The sequence below is a fragment of the Symbioplanes lichenis genome (assembly GCF_030709675.1).
In the GTDB taxonomy this organism is placed as follows: domain Bacteria; phylum Actinomycetota; class Actinomycetes; order Mycobacteriales; family Micromonosporaceae; genus Actinoplanes; species Actinoplanes lichenis.
Genome location: NZ_JAUZQD010000004.1, coordinates 516,189 through 535,387, shown reverse-complemented (window position 1 = coordinate 535,387; position 19,199 = coordinate 516,189). Strand labels below are relative to the sequence as shown.

At 72.5% G+C, this 19,199-nt stretch carries 13 protein-coding genes; 7 read left to right on the top strand and 6 right to left on the bottom strand.

Annotated elements, in window-relative coordinates; all coding sequences use genetic code 11:
* Positions 1-117: 117 nt before the first annotated feature.
* The gene (locus RAN62_RS12675) at positions 118-1,800 is read right to left on the bottom strand and encodes a CBM96 family carbohydrate-binding protein (RefSeq protein ID WP_305784770.1); all 1,683 of its coding nucleotides are present in this window, start codon (positions 1,798-1,800) and stop codon (positions 118-120) included.
* A gap of 362 nt (positions 1,801-2,162) precedes the next feature.
* On the opposite strand from RAN62_RS12675, the gene RAN62_RS12670 reads away from it, so the two are divergent.
* Together RAN62_RS12670 and RAN62_RS12665 are read left to right on the top strand one after the other, a co-directional pair.
* Positions 2,163-3,383: a dipeptidase gene (locus RAN62_RS12670; RefSeq protein WP_305784769.1), complete on the top strand. Its 1,221-nt coding sequence runs from the start codon at positions 2,163-2,165 to the stop codon at positions 3,381-3,383.
* A gap of 78 nt (positions 3,384-3,461) precedes the next feature.
* A complete protein-coding gene (locus RAN62_RS12665; RefSeq protein ID WP_305784768.1) occupies positions 3,462-6,230 on the top strand; it encodes a putative bifunctional diguanylate cyclase/phosphodiesterase in 2,769 nt (922 codons plus the stop codon).
* On the opposite strand, the gene RAN62_RS12660 is transcribed toward RAN62_RS12665, so the two are convergent.
* Positions 6,182-7,840, bottom strand: coding sequence for an FAD-binding dehydrogenase (locus tag RAN62_RS12660; protein WP_305784767.1), 1,659 nt, complete (start codon positions 7,838-7,840; stop codon positions 6,182-6,184). The genes RAN62_RS12665 and RAN62_RS12660 overlap by 49 nt on opposite strands.
* Positions 7,841-7,922: 82 nt before the next feature.
* Between RAN62_RS12660 and RAN62_RS12655 the strand changes: the two genes are divergently transcribed.
* Positions 7,923-9,023: a PucR family transcriptional regulator gene (locus RAN62_RS12655; RefSeq protein WP_305784766.1), complete on the top strand. Its 1,101-nt coding sequence runs from the start codon at positions 7,923-7,925 to the stop codon at positions 9,021-9,023.
* A gap of 216 nt (positions 9,024-9,239) precedes the next feature.
* Here the strand turns inward: RAN62_RS12655 and RAN62_RS12650 are convergent, their stop codons facing one another.
* Complete coding sequence (locus tag RAN62_RS12650; protein ID WP_305784765.1) at positions 9,240-11,309, bottom strand: glycosyltransferase family 39 protein; 2,070 nt, start codon at positions 11,307-11,309, stop codon at positions 9,240-9,242.
* 159 nt (positions 11,310-11,468) lie between these two features.
* Here RAN62_RS12650 and pgi point away from each other — a divergent pair, with 159 nt between their 5' ends.
* Both pgi and RAN62_RS12640 read left to right on the top strand, forming a co-directional pair.
* A complete protein-coding gene (gene pgi, locus RAN62_RS12645; protein WP_305784764.1) occupies positions 11,469-13,103 on the top strand; it encodes a glucose-6-phosphate isomerase in 1,635 nt (544 codons plus the stop codon).
* A gap of 33 nt (positions 13,104-13,136) precedes the next feature.
* On the top strand, positions 13,137-14,216 hold the full coding sequence (locus tag RAN62_RS12640; RefSeq protein WP_369077161.1) for a winged helix DNA-binding domain-containing protein: 1,080 nt from the start codon (positions 13,137-13,139) through the stop codon (positions 14,214-14,216).
* On the opposite strand, the gene RAN62_RS12635 is transcribed toward RAN62_RS12640, so the two are convergent.
* The gene (locus RAN62_RS12635; RefSeq protein ID WP_305784763.1) at positions 14,190-15,161 is read right to left on the bottom strand and encodes an FAD-dependent oxidoreductase; all 972 of its coding nucleotides are present in this window, start codon (positions 15,159-15,161) and stop codon (positions 14,190-14,192) included. The genes RAN62_RS12640 and RAN62_RS12635 overlap by 27 nt on opposite strands.
* Before the next feature lie 291 nt (positions 15,162-15,452).
* On the opposite strand from RAN62_RS12635, the gene RAN62_RS12630 reads away from it, so the two are divergent.
* Together RAN62_RS12630 and RAN62_RS12625 are read left to right on the top strand one after the other, a co-directional pair.
* On the top strand, positions 15,453-16,394 hold the full coding sequence (locus RAN62_RS12630; RefSeq protein WP_305784762.1) for an SCO2521 family protein: 942 nt from the start codon (positions 15,453-15,455) through the stop codon (positions 16,392-16,394).
* Complete coding sequence (locus RAN62_RS12625) at positions 16,391-17,353, top strand: hypothetical protein (RefSeq protein ID WP_305784761.1); 963 nt, start codon at positions 16,391-16,393, stop codon at positions 17,351-17,353. Before RAN62_RS12630 ends, RAN62_RS12625 begins: the two co-directional genes overlap by 4 nt.
* On the opposite strand, the gene RAN62_RS12620 is transcribed toward RAN62_RS12625, so the two are convergent.
* Both RAN62_RS12620 and RAN62_RS12615 read right to left on the bottom strand, forming a co-directional pair.
* A complete protein-coding gene (locus RAN62_RS12620) occupies positions 17,338-18,297 on the bottom strand; it encodes an SCO2522 family protein (RefSeq protein WP_305784760.1) in 960 nt (319 codons plus the stop codon). The two genes, RAN62_RS12625 and RAN62_RS12620, sit on opposite strands and share 16 nt — an antisense overlap.
* On the bottom strand, positions 18,282-19,199 hold the full coding sequence (locus tag RAN62_RS12615) for an SCO2523 family variant P-loop protein (RefSeq protein WP_305784759.1): 918 nt from the start codon (positions 19,197-19,199) through the stop codon (positions 18,282-18,284). Before RAN62_RS12615 ends, RAN62_RS12620 begins: the two co-directional genes overlap by 16 nt.

The following is a 19,199-nucleotide window of genomic DNA, read 5'->3' as shown; positions in this document are numbered from 1 at the left end:
AGCGGCCGGGCCAGGAAAAGAGGGCGGGAGCGGAGACGGCACGAGCCGCCCGGCGGGGGGCCGGGCGGCTCGTGGGATCGGGCGGTGCGGGGTCAGGGCACGGCGGCGGCGTGCGGGTCAGCGGATGGTGACGTCGAAGAGCTTGTCGGCCGCGAGGGACTTGAAGGCGGCCAGGTTGGCGGGCGTGCTGTTGATGCTGATGTCGCGGTCGCCCTCGTCGTCCTTGGCGGTGTCGAAGTAGACGATCGCCTTGATGTTGGGGCGCTTCTTCAGCTCGGGCAGGACGCTCTTGAAGCCGGCGGTCTTGTCGGTGACCTTGTTGACGCGGTGGTAGACGCCCCACTCGGCGACCATGATCGGCTTCGCGGCGTGCTTGGTGCTGGCCCAGTCGTACCAGCCCTGGCCGCCGCCGGTGGGCTGACGGTCGAGCAGGTCGCCGAACATGCCGTAGTGGTAGTAGCCCTTCTCGGCGGAGACGTAGGAGTCGAGGCCCATCCAGTCGACGACGTCGTCGCCCGGGTAGAGGTCCTTCCACCAGGACTGGGCCATCCACTTCTCGTTGCCCATGTAGGCGAGGACGTTGATCGCGTTGGTGACACCCTTGGCGCGCAGGCGCTCGATGGTGTGGCGGTACATGGCGGCGAAGTCCTTGGCCTCCCAGCCCGAGCCGGCCTTGGCGACCACGTCGTTCTCGGGCTCGTGGTTGAGGACGAGGAAGAACTTCTCACCGAAGCCGGCCTTGACCCGCGCGGCGAAGGCGTCGATGCGCTTGTCCTGCTCACCCTTCGCGACCTTGGCCCAGGTGGAGCCGTACGCGATCTTCCAGTTCATGAGCAGCACGCGCGGCGACTTGGGGTCGCGGGCCATGGCGATCTCGCTCTTGAGCGGGAACGGCTCGTCGCCCTTGTGGTACGTGTGGAAGATCGACGCGGTCCGGCCGGACAGCTTCTCCCAGTCCTTCAGGGCCTGGTCGCGCGGCGCGTCGGTGAAGCCGCCGGCGGCGGCCCCCCAGAGCACCCCGCAGGAGGGTACGAGCAGCTTGCCCGTGACGCACTCCGAGTTCACGGGCGGCGGCATGTCCTCGTCGTCGACGGCCGGCGGCACGGTCTCGTCCCCGGGCAGCACCGGCTCGGCGGCCGGGGAAGAGGGCGGGGCGGAGGGCAGCGAGGGCAGAACGGTAGGCGACTCAACCGGAGCGGGGGCGGCGGGCGAGGACACAACCGGCGCCGGAGCAGCAGCGGTGGAGATCAGCAGCGCCGGCGCGCCCGTGTTCTCGGCCGAGCGGAAGCGCGTCACGGCACTGGTCGCGGACGACTGCAGGGCGAAGGAGTACGTGCCCGGCCCGTTCACGGTCGCGCCCAGGTCGAAGACCAGCTCCTTGGCGTCCACCCGCGGCGTGAGCGTGCCGACGACGGCCCCGGCCTGCGGCGCGTTCGACGAGGTCAGCGTCTTCTCGGACCAGCCCGTGTCGGCGACGCGGCTCAGCGTGAACTTGCCGACGACCTCGCCGATCGTCGTCAGGCGCAGCTGCGCGCCGGCGACGGACGTGCCCGCCGGGACGGCGAACTTGAGGAAGCCGACCTTCGTGTCCTTGTCGAGCCGGCCGACGGCCAGCTTGCCCTCGGCGCCGAAGACGCCGTCCTTGCGGCCGCTGGACACGTACGTGTCGTCGGTCGCGGCCAGCTTCAGCTCGGGCCCGGTGTCCGCCGAGGCGGCCGGCGCGCTGCCGACCACGGTGCCCGCGCCGGCGGCCAGGGCGGCCAGGGCGGTGACGGACTTGGCAAGCTTCGAGCGACGCAATGTGTTCTCCCCCCGCTGTCCGGCCGCGTCTCGGCCGGGCATGAGAGAAACCATCCGGGCTTTCCGGTGCGGGTTCCGTGCCCGGACGGTTGCGTACCGGTTGCGGACGGCACTTTCGGCGGCACTTGAGGATTCCGCCGCCCGATTCCCCCGCGAAACGGACGCCGCGCACCACCGGAAGGCCGCAGCGACGAGCCAGGCAGATAATGATCGACACCGGGGAGAGGCACCCGGGGTGAGACCTCGGGGAGAGGCCCCGGGGAGAGGCCCGGGGAGAGACACCCGGGGAGAGGCCCCGGGGAGAGGCCCGGGGAGAGACACCCGGGAAGAGACACCGGGAGAGACCGGCCGGAGGAGGCCCGATGAACGTAGTACCGGATGTCGTCACTGCGGCGCTCAGCACAGCGCCCGTGATCGACGGGCACAACGACCTGCCCATGATGCTGCGCGCCCACCAGGGCTACCGGGTCGACAACCTCGACACCGACCGCAGCGCCGACTTCCACACGGACATCGCGCGGCTGCGCGCCGGCGGGGTGGGGGGCCAGTTCTGGTCGGTGTACGTCCCGTCCGACCTGCCCGAGCCGGAAGCCGTCGTCGCCACGCTCGAACAGGTGGACGCCGTGCACCGCATGGCCGCCGCCTACCCGGACGACTTCGTGGTCGCGTACACGTCAAGCGGTGTGCGAGAAGCGCAACGGGCCGGAAAGATCGCGTCGCTGATCGGAATCGAGGGCGGGCACAGCCTCGCGTCGTCGCTCGGGGTGCTGCGGATGTTCGCGCGGCTGGGCGTGCGTTACGTGACGCTCACGCACAACAACAACACCCCGTGGGCCGACTCGGCGGCCGAGGAGGGCGCGGTCGGCGGCCTCAACGACGAGGGCCGCGCGGTCGTGGCGGAGATGCAGCGCATCGGCGTGCTGGTCGACCTGTCGCACGTGGCGACCACCACCATGCACGCGGCGCTCGACGTCGCGCGGGCGCCGGTGATCTTCAGTCACTCGTCGGCGCGCGCGGTGAGCGACCACCGCCGCAACGCCCCGGACGATGTGCTGCGCAAGTTGCGGGACAACCGGGGCGTGTGCATGGCGACGTTCGTGCCTTCCTTCGTGTCGGCGGAGGTGGCGGCGTGGGAGGCGGCCGCGGACGAGGAGTGGTCCCGGCTCGGGCTGCCCCCGCTCGACGGCTGGCCGCGCGCGCCGCGCCCCGGCGAGGTGCTTCCTGACACCGGCAACAACCCCGGCCTGTACGGCGACCAGCTCCCCGAGCCGTTCCAGCCCTGGCTCGCCGCCCATCCCCGCCCGGAGGCCACGATCGCGCAGGTCGCCGAGCACATCGAGCACATCCGGGAGGTCGCGGGGGTCGAGAGCGTCGGGCTCGGCGGCGACTACGACGGCTGTTACCGGCTGCCCACTGGGCTGGAGGACGTGTCGGGCTATCCGCGCCTGCTGACCGAACTGGCCCACCGCGGCTGGTCGGCGGACGACCTGGCCCGGGTCACCGGCGGCAACGTGCTGCGTGTGCTGCGCGAGGCGGAGGAGTTCGCGAGTGACCCGCAGTGGCCGGGGGGAGAGGGCCGCTGACGGGAAGTACTCAGATGCCCCCGGGCGCGCCCGATTCGAACGGCGTTGCGGTCCCGAGTCGGCGAAGGGGGAGGACCGATGGCCGGCAGTCGCCGCCGTACGCTCGCCGTCGGGCTCGCCGTCGCCGTGTTCGCCGCGTGCATGCTGCTCGCGCCGGGCGGCCGTCCGGTCACCCAGGCGGTCACCAATCTCGCCTCACTGGCCATGACGGTCGCGGCCGCAGTGGCCTGCCTCGTCCGCGCCGCGCTGCGGCCCGGGCGGGCGCGGTGGTCGTGGGCGATGATCGGGCTCGGGTGCCTGTCCTACGCGTACGGGTCCGGCGCCTGGGCGTGGATCGAGACGCTGCACGGCGGTGACGTCACCACACCGGGCTGGCCCGACCTGGGCTTCCTCGGCATGGTGCCGCTGACCACGGCGGGACTCGTGCTGGTGCCCGCCGTCCGGACCACCCGCGCGCACCGGGTCCGCGGCGTGGTCGACGGGTTCATGGTGGCCTGCGCGCTGCTGCTCATCAGCTGGATCCTCGTGCTCGGCCCGGTCACCGGCGCCGGCGCCACGAGCCGGGGCGCGCTGGCCGTCGTGATGGCCTATCCGGCCGGGGACATCGTGCTGATCACGGTGGCCCTCTACACGCTCGCGCTGCGCCGCCGGTCCGGCGAGGACTCGGCCGCGCTGAAGCTGATCGGCGCCGGGCTCGCCCTGATCGGGCTCACCGACAGCGTGTACGCCTACCTGACGCTGCACGCCGCGTACACCTCCGGCGGGGTGCTCGACACAGGCTGGTTCGCCGCGTGGGGGCTCATCCTGCTCGCCGCGTGCCGCCCGGCCCGGCCCGACGTGGGCGGACCCGCGGGGGAGACGCCGGCGGAGCCTGTCGCGCTTCTGCTCCCGTACGCCGCGGTGCTCGCCGCCGTCGTCTGCACTGCCGTCTCCTACGCGATGTCGGGCGGCGCGGACACTGTCGTCGTGTGGGCGCGATCGGTGCTGATCCTGCTCATCGTGATCCGGCAGCTGCTCACCCTCGTCGAGAACAAGCATCTGACCACCGCGCTGGAGGCGCGCGTCGGCGCCCGTACCGTCGAGTTGCGCGAGCGCGAACAGCGCTTCCGCGCGTTGCTGCGCCACAGCAGCGACTCGGTGGCCGTGATCGACGCCGACGGGATCATCCGGCAGCAGAGCGACTCCATCGAGCGCATCTTCGGCTGGCGGGCCGCGCAGCTGCTCGGCCGCCGGCTCGCCGACATCCTCGACGTGGAGGACTCCGGCGCGCGCGTCGCGGCCGCCATCGCCTCCGTCGTGGCCGGGCCCGGGCGGGTCACCACGCTGCAGCTGCCGGTCCGGCACGCCGACGGCCGGGTACGCCTGGCGGAGATGACCATCACCGAGATGCTCACCGATCCCGTCGTACGCGGCCTCGTGCTCAACACCCGGGACGTGCACGACGCCCGGGAACTGCAGGACCGGCTGGTGCACGAGGCGTATCACGACCGGTTGACGGGGCTGTCGGGGCGGGCGTTGTTCGCCGAGCGCATCGCCGCGGTGGCCGCGTACGGTGGGCGTACCCCGGCAGTCACGGTGTTGATCGTCGATCTTGACGGGTTTCAGCAGGTCAACGACAGCCTCGGCCATGCCGTGGGCGACGAGCTCCTGATCCACGCGGCCGCCCGGATCAAGGCCGAGGTGCGCGACGGCGACCTGGTGGCCCGGATCGGCGGCGACGAGTTCGGCGTGATCGTCCCGTCGGGCACCCGCGCGGAGGCCGAGGCGGTCGCCGGGCGTCTCGTGGCCGCGCTGCGCGAGCCGTTCACCGCCGGCGCCCGGACGCTGCACACCACCGTCAGCATCGGCCTGGCGATCATGGAGTCGGTCGTCTCCGCGGACGACCTCATCCGCCACGCCGACCTCGCGCTCTCCCGGGCCAAGGCGTCGGGCGGCGACACGGTCGCGGCGTACGACCCGGCCATGCTCGCGGGGCTCGTCGACCGGCTGGCGCTCGAGGCGGACCTGCGCGCGGCCCTGGCCCGCGACGAGCTCACGCTGCACTACCAGCCGACGGTCGATCTGCGTACGGGTGGCATCGCCGGCTTCGAGGCCCTGGTCCGCTGGCACCATCCGGCGCGGGGCATGGTGCCGCCGCTCGACTTCATCGGCATCGCCGAGGCGTCCGGGCTCATCGTCCCGCTGGGCCGCTGGGTCCTCACCGAGGCCTGCCGGCAGGCCGTCCGCTGGGGCGCCGGCGGCACCCGGCCGCTCAAGATGGCGGTCAACGTGTCGGTCCGCCAGTTCGAGCAGGGCGACCTGGCCGCCGTCGTCGCCGCCGTGCTCGCCGAGACCGGCCTGCCCGCCGCGTCGCTGTGCCTGGAGATGACCGAGAGCGTCCTGCTGACCGACACCGACGAGAACCTGGCCGAGCTGCACCGCCTCAAGGCCCTGGGCGTGACCCTCGCCATGGACGATTTCGGTACGGGTTACTCCTCGCTCGCCTACCTCCGCCGCTACCCGATGGACATCCTGAAGATCGACCGTTCGTTCGTGGACCGGCTGGGGGCCGGTGAGCGGGAGGACGAGGCGCTGGTCCGCACGATCGTCCGGCTGGCCCGCACGCTCGGCATGACGACCGTGGCCGAGGGCATCGAGAACGCCGCTCAGCTGGCGACCTTGCGGGAGCTGGACTGCGATCTGGCGCAGGGCTACCACTTGTCGCGGCCGCTTCCGGCGGCCGAGGCCGGCCGCGTGTGGGACGAGGGGATCCCCGCGGCGGCCTTGCCACGGCTCGCCGCGGTGCCTTCTGGCGAGACTCAGCTGACGGTGGCGGCTGTCGCGCGGCCGGCGATGCGGCCGGAGTAGATGCAGCCGCCGAGGAAGGTGCCCTCCAGCGAGCTGTAGCCGTGCATGCCCCCGCCGCCGAAGCCGGCCACCTCGCCCGCCGCGTAGAGACCCGGCACGGGCGTGCCGTCCGATCGCAGGACCCGGGCGTCGAGGTCGGTGTGCAGGCCGCCCAGCGTCTTGCGGGTGAGGATGTTGAGGCGTACGGCGATCAGCGGTCCCGCCGCGGGGTCGAGCAGCCGGTGCGGGGTGGCCACCCGGATCAGCTTGTCGCCCCGATAGCGGCGCGCCCCGAGCATGGCCGTGACCTGCGAGTCCTTGCCGAACGGGTTGGTGAGCTGCCGGTCGCGGGCCTCGATCGTGAGCCGGACGGCGGCGGCGTCCAGCACCGGGCCCTCGTACTCGGCGGCGAGCTTGTTCATGCCGTCGACCAGCTCGTCCAGGGATCCCGCGACCACGAAGTCGGCGCCGTGCCGCTTGAACGCCTCGACGGGCGGGGTGGCGCCGGGGCGCACCCGCTGGAGAACCTGGCGGACGCTCTTGCCGGTGAGGTCCGGGTTCTGTTCCGAGCCGGAGAGGGCGAACTCCTTCTCGAGGATCTTCTGGGTGAGGACGAACCACGAGTAGTCGTAGCCGGTGTCCCGTAGGTACTTGAGGGTGGCCAAGGTGTCGAAGCCCGGATACAACGGGGCGGGCAGGCGCCGGCCGGTCGCGTCCAGCCACAGCGACGACGGGCCGGGCACGACGCGGATGCCGTGGCCGGGCCAGATCGGATCCCAGTTGCGCAGCCCCTCGACGTAGTGCCACATGCGGTCGGGGTTGATGACCTGGCCGCCGGCCCGCTCGGTGACGGCGATCATCCGCCCGTCGACGTGGGCCGGGACGCCGGCGATCATGCGGCGCGGCGGGGATCCGAGCCGGGCGGGCCAGGCCGCGCGGACGAGGTCGTGGTCGGCGCCGATGCCGCCGGACGTGACGATCACGGCGGGGGCCGCGTACTCGAAATCGGCCGTCTCCACCCGGGAGCTGGACCGGCCGCGCTCGACGTCGCTCGGCTCGAGCACCCGCCCCCGCACGCCGGTGACCGCGCCCGCGGTGACGACCAGCTCGTCCACGCGGTGCCGGAAGGCGAGGGTGACCCGCCCGCGCTCGGCCGCCGCCCGCACCTGACGGACGAAGGGCTCCAGGATGCCCGGGCCGGTGCCCCACGTGATGTGGAAGCGCGGCACCGAGTTGCCGTGGCCGTCGCCGTGGCCGCCGCCACGCTCGATCCAGCTCGGAACCGGGAAGAACCGCACGCCCCGCTGGTGCAGCCACGAGCGCTTCTCGCCGGCGGCGAACTCGACGTAGGCCCGGGCCCAGCGCCGCGGCCAGTGGTCCTCCTCGCGATCGAACGCGGCCGTGCCCTGCCAGTCCTGCCAGGCCAGGTCGAACGAGTCGCGGATGCCCATCCGGCGCTGCTCCGGCGAGTCCACCAGGAACAGCCCGCCGAACGACCAGAACGCCTGCCCGCCGAGGCTCTGCGCCGGCTCCTGGTCGAGCAGCAGCACGCGCTGGCCCGCGTCCACCAGCTCGGCGGTGGCGACGAGCCCGGCCAGTCCCGCACCCACGACGATGACGTCCGCATCCATCTCCCCAAACTATGCATCCGGATGCCAGGATGATGCGTCCCGGGCCACGAAAACGCGCGGCCGTTTATCACCAGGATGACAAGTGGATCTTCAACCGCTCGCCCCGCAGCTCCGGGAGCGCCTGCTGCGCTTGATCCGGGCCGAGATGCGCGCGGCGGGCCGGTCGCTCACCGGGGGCCAGGGCCGCGGCCTGACGCTCGGCGTGGATACCGCGGTGACCGCACTGGTCTTCCTCGCCGCCGATCCGGGACACGATCTGGGCGAGGTGCGATCCGTCTTCCGCCAACTCGGCGCCACCGAGTTCCACGAGGGCCACCGCATCGACGTCCTGCGCGGCGTGCTGTCGCTCGGCGGCCGCGAGATGTGGACGTTCCTGTCCGGCCGGGACCTGCCCCCACCCACCCTGTACGCGCTGGCGTCGACGCTCTTCGGCCTGGTCGACACGCTCGCCGGGGCGGCCGCCGAGGGCTATCTGCAGGAGCAGGAGCAGCACGCCCGCGACTGGGACACCACCCGCCGCCGGCTGATCACGTTGCTTGTCCAGGTGGATCCGCCGTCCGCGACCGTGCTCCAGGCCGCCGCGGACGCCGCCCGCTGGCCCCTCCCCGCCACCCTCGCCGTGCTGAGCGTGGACAGCACCGACGGCGGCAACCTCGCCCGCGCCGCCGGCCACGGCACGATCGCCGCCGTGATCAATGACGCCACGCGGATGGTCGTGCCCGCACCCGGCACACCCGGTCGCATCGCGCATGTGGCGGCGGTGCTGAAGGGCCGGCGGGCGGCGCTCGGGCCCACGGTGCCGACGGCGGCGGCGCGGGAGTCGTACCGGCTGTCCGGGCGCGCGTTGCGGGTGCTGCCGTTCCCGCCGGGCGGGGGGCTGGTGCGCTGCGAGGACCGGCTGTTCGAGCTGCTGACCGGGTGGGAGCCGGGCCTGATGGACCGGTACGCCCGGACCGTCCTGGACGCGCTGTCCGCCTTGCGGGATCCGGAGCTGGAGACCTTGTACGCGTGGCTGCGCGAGCAGGGTCAGGTGATGGCGACGGCGTCGGCGCTGCACGCGCATCCGCAGACGGTCCGGTATCGGCTGCGCAAGATCCGGCGGGTGGCGGGGGAGCTGCTGGACGATCCGGACGCGCGGCTGTCATTGCAACTCGCCCTGCGCCACCGGTTCGGCGCGGGCTGAGTGTCGCGCTTCGAAGGTCTCGCCCGCGGGTCTTGTGTCCGTTCGCGGCGGCGGGTCGATCGCCCGCTCACTGTTCCGGCGGGCGCCGGCCTTTCACTGGCCCATTCGTATGGTTCTAGGATCCTAGGACGCCATAGAGCGAGTGCCACGGGGCACGCGGCGATGCCCCGGCGCCTAGGGAGGGCCGGGGCATCGCGTCGGGCGTCGCCGGAGCGGTCAGTCGGTGGCGGTGAGGTTGTACACCGTGGTGCCGCCGATGGTCGTGGCCGTGAAGTTCTCGGATACCCAGGTGGCGATCTGCGACGACTCGGTGGCCTCGCCGTCCCGGCCACCCATCCCGCCGCCGCCCATGCCGCCACCGGAGATGTAGTAGGTGATGTCGCCGGCGGCCACGTACGCCTGGAACTCCACGAGCGTGGGGGAGGGGTCGCTGCCGTTCCAGCCGCCGAGGGCGATGACCGCGGTGCCGCTGGCCAGCTCGTAGCCGGCCGCCGACGTCGCCCCGCTCACGGCCGCGGCCCACGTGGTGGTGGTGGCCTTCAGAGCGGCGGTCAGCTCACTGTTGCTGCTGCTCCCGCCCATGCCGCCACCGGTACGCCCCCCGCTCCGTCCGCCGTCCGCCTGGTCCCCGCCCGGAACGGCCCCCGAATCCGGGGAGCCGGATCCGGTGGTGCCGCTGCCGGACGTACCCGGGAAGCCGCCCGGACCGCCCGCCCCGCCGAAGCCGCCGCCCCCATCGGGACCACCGCCCATGCCCGCGCCCGCCGCCGACGCCGGCCCGCTGCTCGGAATGCTGCCGGTGTGCGCCTCCCCGGCCGTCGCCGTCGCCCACGCCGCGCCGCCCGCCCCCGCCGACAGGACCCCGGCGAGCACCGCCACGACCGCCAGCCGCCGCAGCCGCAGGCTCGCCGACCCGCCGTGCCGCCCCGCGTCGCCGGGGCGGGCCGCGACGACCACGGTCACCGCGGCGAGCGTACCGGCGATCAATGTGGCCCACCGCAGAGCCGGCAGCCAGTCGGCGCGCCCGAGCAGCACGAACCCCCACACCGCCGTGCCGAGGATCATTGTCCCGAGCACCAGCCGCGCGGCGAACGACGTCCGGTAGAGCCACAGCACCCGCCCGCCCACGGCGACCATCGCGGCGATCGCCGGGGCGAGGGCGACCGTGTAGTACGGGTGGATGGTGCCGCTCATGTACGAGAACGTGACGCCGGTGACGAGGATCCACCCGCCCCACAGCAGGGCGGCGGCGCGGGCGCGGTCGGTGCGCGGCGCCTTCCAGGTGGCCGCCAGCACCGCCACGAAGCCGATCAGCGCGGCCGGGAGCAGCCACGAGATCTCCAGGCCCATCGCGGATCCGAAGAGCCGCCCGATGCCGGTGGCGCCGCCGAAGCTCGTGTTCCCGCCGCCGCCCATGCCTCCGCCGCCGCCACCGTTGCCGGACCCGCCGAGGATGCGGCCGAGCCCGTTGTATCCGATCGCCAGCTCCCACAGCGTGTTGTTGGTCGAGCCGGCGATGAAGGGCCGCGACGAGGCGGGCCACAGCGAGACGAGCGCCACGTACCAGCCGGCCGACACGAGCAGGGCGAGCCCGGCGACCAGGAGGTCACGGATGCGCCTGCCGAGGCCGGTGGGCGCGGCGACCAGGTACACCAGGGCGAACGCGGGCAGCACCAGGAACGCCTGCATCATCTTGGTGAGGAACCCGAACCCGAGGAGTACGCCGGTCAGCGCGAGCCACTTCCACGATGCTCTCTCCACGGCGCGCACGGTGGTGTACGCCCCGGCGGTCATGAGCAGGACGAGGAGTGCGTCGGGGTTGTCGTACCGGAACATGAGGACAGCGACCGGAGTCAGAGCGAGAGCGAGCCCGCCCAGCAGTCCCGCGACGGGGCCGAACCAGCGGCGGACGGTCGCGTACACCAGGAAGACCGACGCGACGCCCATGAGGGCCTGCGGGGCCAGGATCGCCCAGCTGTCGACGCCGAAGATCCGGGCCGACAGGCCCATGACCCACATCGCGGCGGGCGGCTTGTCGACGGTGATGGCGTTGCCGGCGTCGAGGGATCCGAAGAGCCAGGCCTTCCAGCTCTGGGCGCCGGCCTGCGCGGCGGCGGCGTAGAAGCTGTTGCCCCAGCCCGAGGCGGACAGGTTCCACAGGTAGAGCACCGCGGTGCCGGCGAGCAGCACTGTCAGGGCGATCCGCTCGGGGCCGAATCCGCGCCGCCGGAGGTGTGGCGCCGCGTCGTGGGGCGCGGCGACCGGGCGGTCCATCAACGTCGTCATGTCGATCACAGTGCTCACACGGGCTACGTGTGCTCTGTGGTGCCCCTGTGGGCCCTCTATGTGCTGTGATCGGCGTCGCCCGCCAAGATCTAGGGCGGTGGCGGTCGATCCGTGCCACGATGTGACCGATAGTCGGTTCAGGCGGGAGTCAATCCAAAAATGAGCAGCGAACACGTTTCCGACAGCGCCGAATGGCAGGCAGTGCAGGGCCACGCCGAGAAATTCGCGAGCGTGCACCTGCGGGAGCTGTTCGACAGCGACCCGCGGCGGGGTGAGAGGCTCACCGCCCAGGTCGCTGATCTCTACGTGGACTACAGCAAGAACCTCGTGACGGACGAGGTGATCTCGGCGCTGATCGCGCTGGCGGAGAAGGCGAAGCTGCGCGAGCGCACGGCCGCGATGTTCGCCGGCGAGCACATCAACGTGACCGAGGACCGGGCCGTGCTGCACACCGCGCTGCGGCTGCCGCGCGACGCGGCGCTGACCGTCGACGGCCAGGACGTGACGGCCGACGTGCACGAGGTCCTCGACCGGATGGGCGCGTTCAGCGACAAGGTCCGCTCGGGCGAGTGGGTCGGCGCGACGGGGCAGCGCATCAAGACCATCGTCAACATCGGCATCGGCGGGTCCGACCTCGGGCCGGTCATGGCCTACGAGGCGCTGAAGGCCTATGCGGACCCGGGCATCGAGGCCCGCTTCATCTCCAACATCGACCCCACCGACCTGTACGCGAAGACGCACGACCTGGACCCGGCGACGACGCTGTTCATCGTGGTGTCCAAGACGTTCGGCACGCAGGAGACGCTGACCAACGCGACCGAGGCCCGCAACTGGCTGCTCGCGGGTCTGGGCGGCGACGCGTCGGCCGTGGCGAAGCACTTCGTCGCCGTCAGCACCAACGCGAAGAAGGTCGCCGACTTCGGCATCGACACCGAGAACATGTTCGGCTTCTGGGACTGGGTGGGGGGCCGCTACTCGCTGCCGTCGGCCGTGGGCCTGTCTGTCATGATCGCGATCGGCAAGGAGCAGTTCGCGGAGCTGCTGGCCGGTTACCGCCGGGTCGACGAGCACTTCCTCAACGAGCCGCTGGAGCGCAACGTCCCGGCGCTGCTGGGCCTGCTCAACGTCTGGTACGACACGTTCCTGGGCGCCCAGTCGCACGCCGTGCTGCCCTATTCGCAGTACCTGCACCGCTTCGCCGCCTATCTCCAGCAGCTCACGATGGAGAGCAACGGCAAGCACGTGCGCCTGGACGGCGCCGCGGTCGAGTACCAGACCGGCGAGGTCTTCTGGGGCGAGCCCGGCACCAACGGCCAGCACGCGTTCTACCAGCTGATCCACCAGGGCACCAAGCTGATCCCGGCCGACTTCATCGGCTTCAGCGTGCCCAACCACGACACCGGCGAGATGCACGACCTGTTCATGTCGAACTTCTTCGCCCAGACCGGCGCCCTGGCCTTCGGCCGCACCGCCGCCGAGGTCGAGGCCGAGGGCGTCGCGGCCGACATCGTGCCGCACAAGGTCATGCCGGGCAACCACCCGACCACGACCATCCTCGCCGAGAAGCTCACGCCCTCGGTGCTGGGCCAGCTCATCGCCCTGTACGAGCACATCACGTTCACCCAGGGCACGATCTGGCAGATCAACTCGTTCGACCAGTGGGGCGTGGAGCTCGGCAAGGTCATGGCCAACCAGCTGGCGCCGCTGCTCACCGCGGCGTCCACGCCGGAGGCCACGAACGACTCGTCGACCGACACGCTGATCGCGCGGTACCGCGCCCAGCGCGGCCGCTGAGTTCTGTCACACCCCGGGCATAGGGTCTGATCCGTGGAGCTCACCGCTGATCAGGCCCGTGCCGTCCGGATGCGCAGCCTGCTGCTGACCCCGCTCGTCCGCCGGCCCGATGTCGCCGGGGTCGTCGAGTGGTTCGGCGCGATGCAGGCGCAGGACATGGCGAGCGGCCTGTGGTCGCTGGGCGCTCGCCTGCCCGGTTCCACGTCCGGTTCTGTGAGCGAGGCTCTGGAGCGCCGCGAGGCCGTTCGCACGTGGCCGATGCGCGGCACGGTCCATCTTGTGCCGCCGCGCGACGCCCGCTGGATGCTCGATGTGATGGGCGTCCGCGCCCTCGCCGGTGCCGCGAAGCGCCGTGAGACCATCGGCCTCGCGGCCGCCGACGCCGACCGCGGCGTGGAGATCCTGGGCGAGGCGCTGCAGGGCGGGGGCCGCTTCACGCGGGCCGAGTGCCTGGCCGCGCTGCGCGAGGGCGGCGTCGAGGCGAGTGGTCAGCTGGGCTACCACCTGCTCTGGTACGCGAGCCAGCGCGGCGTGACGTGCATCGCCCCGCACGTCGGCAAGGAGCAGACCTTCGTGCTGCTCGACGAGTGGGTCCCCGGCGCCGCCACCCCGGATCGCGACGAGGCCCTGGCCACGATCGCGCACCGCTATTTCCGCGGTCACGGCCCGGCCACCCGGCACGACCTGGCCCGCTGGACCGGCCTGACCCTCACCGACGTCAAGCGGGGCATCGCCCTGGCCGGTGACCGCCTGACCACCGTCGCCGTCGACGGCGTGGAGATGATCGCCGACCCGGCTCTGCTCGAGGAGGACCCGGCCCACCTCGAGGACTGGGCCGCGCTGCCCGGCTTCGACGAATACATGCTGGGCTACAAGGACCGCGACCTCCTGCTCACCCCGGAGCAGTTCGCGGCCGTGGTCCCGGGCGCCAACGGCGTCTTCCGCCCCACGCTGGTGGAGAACGGCCGCGTGGTCGCCACGTGGAGCCGTCCCGCCGGCAAGAGGACGATCACGGTCAAGCCCTTCGGCCGGCTGGACCGCGAGCGCACCGAGGCGGCCCTGGCGCCCTATGCGGCGTTCCACGGCCTACCGCTGCAGGTCACCTTCGAGTAACCCGGCCACCGCGTCCGCGCAGCCCCACGACAGGCTGACCCCGGCGCCGCTGTGCCCGTAGTTGTGCGCGATCACCTTGCCGCCCGCCTCCTCGCGCTCGACCCGGATGACGGGCCGCTGCGGCCGGATGCCGACCCGGTGGCCGAGCACCTCCGCCCGGCCGATCCGCGGGTCCACGGTGGCGCACCGCTCGACGATGCCCCGCGCGACCTGCGGGTCGGCCACGGGATCGTCGACGTCCTTGTCCGCGCTGCCGCCCAGCAGCAGCACGTCGCCCTGCGGGAGCAGGTAGGTCATCTCCTCCAGCTCGTCGGTGTGCTCGGCGAAGAACCGCGTGATCCCCGGGTTGCGCACGGCCACGAGCTGCCCGCGCACGGGCTCCATGTCCGGATCCGGTACGAGCTCCCGCGCCCCGATCCCGCTGCAGTTGACGACGATGTCGGCCCGCCGCAGCGCCTCGTCCACGGTCTCGAACCGGTGCGCGGACACCCGGCCGCCCGAGGACCGCAACCGCCGTTCCAGATAGCGCAGGTACGGCGGCATGTCGACGATCGGCGCCCGGTACCACCACCCGCTGCGGAAGCCGGGCGGCAGATCCTCGGGCGCAGCCACCCGGAAGTGCGGCAACTCCCGCGCCCACCCCGGCGCGGGAATCACGTGGCGCGACGCCTCGACCCCGTCCACCAGCCGCACCTCGGGCCGGCCGCGGCCGTGCAGATGACACAGCGTCTCGTACGTCCGCATGCTCCACCGCGGCACGTCAGGATGACTGGCGTAGATCGGGTCCCAGATCGCCCCGGCGGCCGCGGACGTGCACGCGTCGCGCCGGTGCGCGGCCACGACCCGTACCCGCGGCCGGGCCGGATCCTCGGCGAGCCGCACCGCGGTCGTCATGCCTGATACGCCGGCGCCGATCACGAGGACATCGGGTCGGGCAGAGGTCATCAGCCGACGCTAACCGCGCTCGTCCCGACCCCGGGAACATCATCGACATGAATATGCGGCGGCTGTCGACAAAGGCGTCCGCCGCTTGTCGGTGCCGCGGGGAAGATGCTAAAGGCCCTACGCTGTGCGCGTGACTGCATACCGGGCGTTGCAATCCGGGAAGCAATGCGGTCCAATCGAACGGCTGGCGGCACGTGCGGCTCGAGTTGCGTCGTGGAGTTCACGGGTCACCGTCGACCTCGCGGCCTCATGCGGCCTCTCGCGGCGGGTGGCACCGAACGTGGGGGATTGATGCTCATCGTGGGCGAGGTGCACACAGGACTGTTGCGCGGGCCCGCGCCGGTCACGGCGGAGGACGCACGTACGCTGGTCGATCTGGTCGTGGGCGAGCCGGTGCTCGTCTCGGAGCGGCCGATCGCGTACGTCCGCTCCCCGGCCGTGCCGGTCGGCATCGACTGCCCCCTGATCCCCGCGGGCACCAACCGGCAGGTACGCGGCATCGGCACGGTCCTGCAGCGGACCGCCGTCACCGGTGGTCACGTGATTCAGGGCTCCGCGCACGCGACGATCGAGCCGGCGCCGGGCACCGCGCGCGAACCGTGGTCGTACTATCTCGCCCGGCCCGGTGTCGTGGAGACGGTCGGCAAGGCGGGACCGGACGTTCTCGCCGCCGCGCTGGCGGCGCCGGTGCCGGGCACAGTGGATCTCGGGGCGATCGCGGCCCGGGGTCTCGGCCGGGTGCAGGACTCCCGTCCCGGCCGCTCCGCGCTCAAGTCCGGGCGTACGCGCCTGCGCTGGCTGGTGGAGACGGGCGCTCCGCAAGTCTCGGTGCGGTTCACCTTGCGCCGCGACGACCAGAGAATGCTCCACGTGACGGTGCCGGACGGCGCCGCGGCCAGTGCGTGCGCGGTCGCGGAGGACGTCGCCCTGCACGACTGGCTGCTCACCAGCGTGCTGGCCGCCGTCCGCAAGGCCGCCCCCGGTGTCCTGGAGCGCGGCGAGGCACTGCGCCGGCTGACCCCGGTCATCGACTATCTGCTGCACCTGTGGATGCCGGACGCCCGCGGCGACGACCTCTCCGGAGCGGTGTGGGCAGCGCTGGAGACCCGCCCGGGCTTCAGCCGGCAGTGGGACACCGTCGTCGCCCGCATCCGTGACCAGCTCTCCGCCGGGGCCGTGGCCTCGCTGGCCGGGCTGGTGGCGGCGAAGCCCGCGCCGGCGAGCCCCCGGTGACCACGTCGGCGCCTCCGGTGGCGCCTCCGTCCAGCGTCACCCGGAAGATCCTGACCACGGCCGCCACCGGCGGCCTGACCTTCCTCATCACCAACGCGGCCAATGTGCCGCCGGACACGAGCCTGACCCTGTCCATCCTGATCGGCGGCATCGCGCTGCTCGTCCGCTTCCTCGTCGACTTCGACCGCCGGCTCAGCAGAGTGGAACGCCTGGAGCAGGACGGCCTGGCCGAGACCAAGCAGCTGGTCACCGACACGTTCGCCGACATCAGCGAGGCGACCGACCTGCACAGCATGATCGGCGTGTCGGTGCTGGAGGAGGAGGCGATCCGCGACCTGGTGCGCAACGCCGCCCGGATCTCCGCCGCGCAGCCCGCGATCATCCACCACTTCGTGCAGGCCAAGATCGTCCAGACGTCGGACCTGCTCAAGCAGATCGCCGACGGGGGCACGGCCACCTACGACGGCGAGGACCGGGAGTGGCTGCTCGGGCTGACCTGCAACGCCACGGCCAGCATCGACGCGATCAGCATGGCCGCGGTCGACCACGGGCTGTGGCAGAGCGAGATCGGCCAGCGCTATCTCGACGCCCAGCGTGACGCCGCCGCGACGGGGAAGAAGGTGCGCCGGATCTTCGTGCTGGACACCGCCGACGACATGGGTGACAAGGACCTGGCCCTGGCCTGTACGGAGCAGACGCGGCTCGGCATCGAGGTGCGCCTGCTGGTCCGCGCCGACGTGCCGCAACAGCTGCGCGTCCAGGTGCGTGACCTGATCGTCTTCGACGACACCCTCGCGTACGAGACCACTCCCACCGTGTCGGACCCGCGGCACGCCCAGATCGCCGAGACCCGCCTGGTGCTCACCGGTCAGCGGGTCCAGCGGCGCGTGAAGCTGTTCCGCGAGCTGTGGGAGGTGGCGCGCGATCCGGACCCGCCCGACGATCAGAGGAAGACGTAGCCGACCCGGTCGACGACCTGCCGGGGCAGTCTCACCGCCTCCCCGGCCGCCCGCCCGGCGACCAGCTCCGCCAGGGGCGCCGGCACCGCGAACTGACCGAGGATCGTCCGGACCGCCACCTCGATCGGCAGGAACCGGGAATCCATGACGGAAACCGTGCGGTACGCGCGGAAGGGCGCCGACCGCGGATGGAGCTGGACCACGGCGGGCATCGCCGCCCACTCGTCGGGCAACGAGCCGGGCGCGAAGAATCTCGGCTCCGCCACCGCCTCGCCCCGGAACCGGACGAGACCCAGCCGTTGCACCTGCCACACCGCGGCCAGGAACGGGCAGGACCACAACCGGTCGCCCTTCGCCTCGCTCCACAACTCGATGTCCACAAAGATCGAGTGGTTCCGGGCGGCGCTCTGCCGGGGCGGCTGCCACGACTGCGGTGCCGTCATCGCGGCCGTCGCCTCGGCGCTGGGGGAGCGCTCGCCGTTGGTCAGCCAGCCGGTCACCGACAGCGGGGGACGCGAGCCGTCGAAGCCCTCGGCCGGCTCGCCGACCAGATGACTCTCGACGAGCCGGGCGAGCTCGACGCCGTCGGCCGTCGCGCACCCGGACTCCCGGGCGATGTAGTCGATCTCCAGACCCGCTTCGGCCGCCGCTTCCACGACCTGGCCGACCACGCCGCGGGGTGTGCCGAACCGCGTGAAGTAGTCGTCGATCAGGAAGCAGGTGCTCACCCGCGGCGCGGACTTCGCCGTGACGGACGCGCGGGCGGCAGCGGCCCAGGGCGCGACGCGGCGGAACTGCTCGGCGAGGTGGGCGGGCCCGGCCGCGAAGTCCTCCATGTAGAGGTGGCCCAGCTCGAGGGAAAGGTGCGACAGCGGAGTCGAGCGGATCCGCTGGGCGGCGGTCTCCTCGACGAACGTGCCCTCGGGGATCACAGGCCCAGCCACGCCTCGTCGTCGAAGAGCCGCTTGGCCAGCTGCTCGAAGGCGGTGACCGACTCCTGGTTCGCCGTCCCGTGCAGCATGACGTCCTGGTTGGACAGCAGCTGCTCCCGCCACTGCAGCACCGGGTCGAGGGGGATCTCGCCGAGCACCACCGAGCGCCCGACGCCCTGGGCCCCCGCCAGCTCGTGCAGCCCGCGGTCGGTGCGGTCGAGCCAGGCGAGCTGCTCGGGCCGCAGACCCGTCTGGCTGGGGGCGGCCGGATCGAGGACAGCGGTGCGGACGAACCGGACGGCGCGGCGCAGGGCGGCGGGGTCGTGGCCCCGGGCGCGGCCGGCCTCGAGCAACCCGTGCGGACCCTGCACCAGCCCCGCCGCGGCGATGATGTGCTGGCGCGTCCAGCGATGGAACACCAGCCACCGGGCGTCCACGCCGGCCATGTCCGGGTGGGCGGTCGCGGCGAGGGCGATCTCCGTCGCGTACGAGCGGCCGGCGCTCAGATCGACGACGGCCAGGTCGAACTCGTCCTCGGCGCGGCGGAAGAGGCGTACGCACCGCTCGACCATCTCCGCGGTCGCCCGGAACTCGCTGCCGCCACGGTCACCGGGGACCAGCGTCAGCATCCCGGCCCCCGCCGGCCGGGTCAGCAGCACGTCCCGCTCCGACTCGGCCCAGACGTCGATGCGCAGCGGCTCCTCCGCGCGCCCCAGGAAGAAGTCGTGCAGCCCGCCGCCCGCCACCCCGGCCAGGACCTCGGGCAGCTCGAAGATGGCCCCGGAGGTCGGGCTGCCGAAGTCGAAGTCGAGATAGACGCAGTCCTTGCCGTCGAGCGCCGTGCGGTACGCCAGATTGCAGCTGGTCACCGACCGGCCGGTGCCGCCCTTGTCCGAGGTCGCGAAGATGAGCAC

Bases quoted from the DNA above. Each gene is read 5' to 3' on its own strand.
- RAN62_RS12670 (WP_305784769.1), top strand. From the start codon at position 2,163: ATGAACGTAGTACCGGATGTCGTCACTGCGGCGCTCAGCACAGCGCCC.
- RAN62_RS12665 (WP_305784768.1), top strand. From the start codon at position 3,462: ATGGCCGGCAGTCGCCGCCGTACGCTCGCCGTCGGGCTCGCCGTCGCC.
- RAN62_RS12660 (WP_305784767.1), bottom strand. From the start codon at position 7,840: ATGGATGCGGACGTCATCGTCGTGGGTGCGGGACTGGCCGGGCTCGTC.
- RAN62_RS12650 (WP_305784765.1), bottom strand. From the start codon at position 11,309: ATGACGACGTTGATGGACCGCCCGGTCGCCGCGCCCCACGACGCGGCG.
- pgi (WP_305784764.1), top strand. From the start codon at position 11,469: ATGAGCAGCGAACACGTTTCCGACAGCGCCGAATGGCAGGCAGTGCAG.
- RAN62_RS12635 (WP_305784763.1), bottom strand. From the start codon at position 15,161: ATGACCTCTGCCCGACCCGATGTCCTCGTGATCGGCGCCGGCGTATCA.
- RAN62_RS12630 (WP_305784762.1), top strand. From the start codon at position 15,453: ATGCTCATCGTGGGCGAGGTGCACACAGGACTGTTGCGCGGGCCCGCG.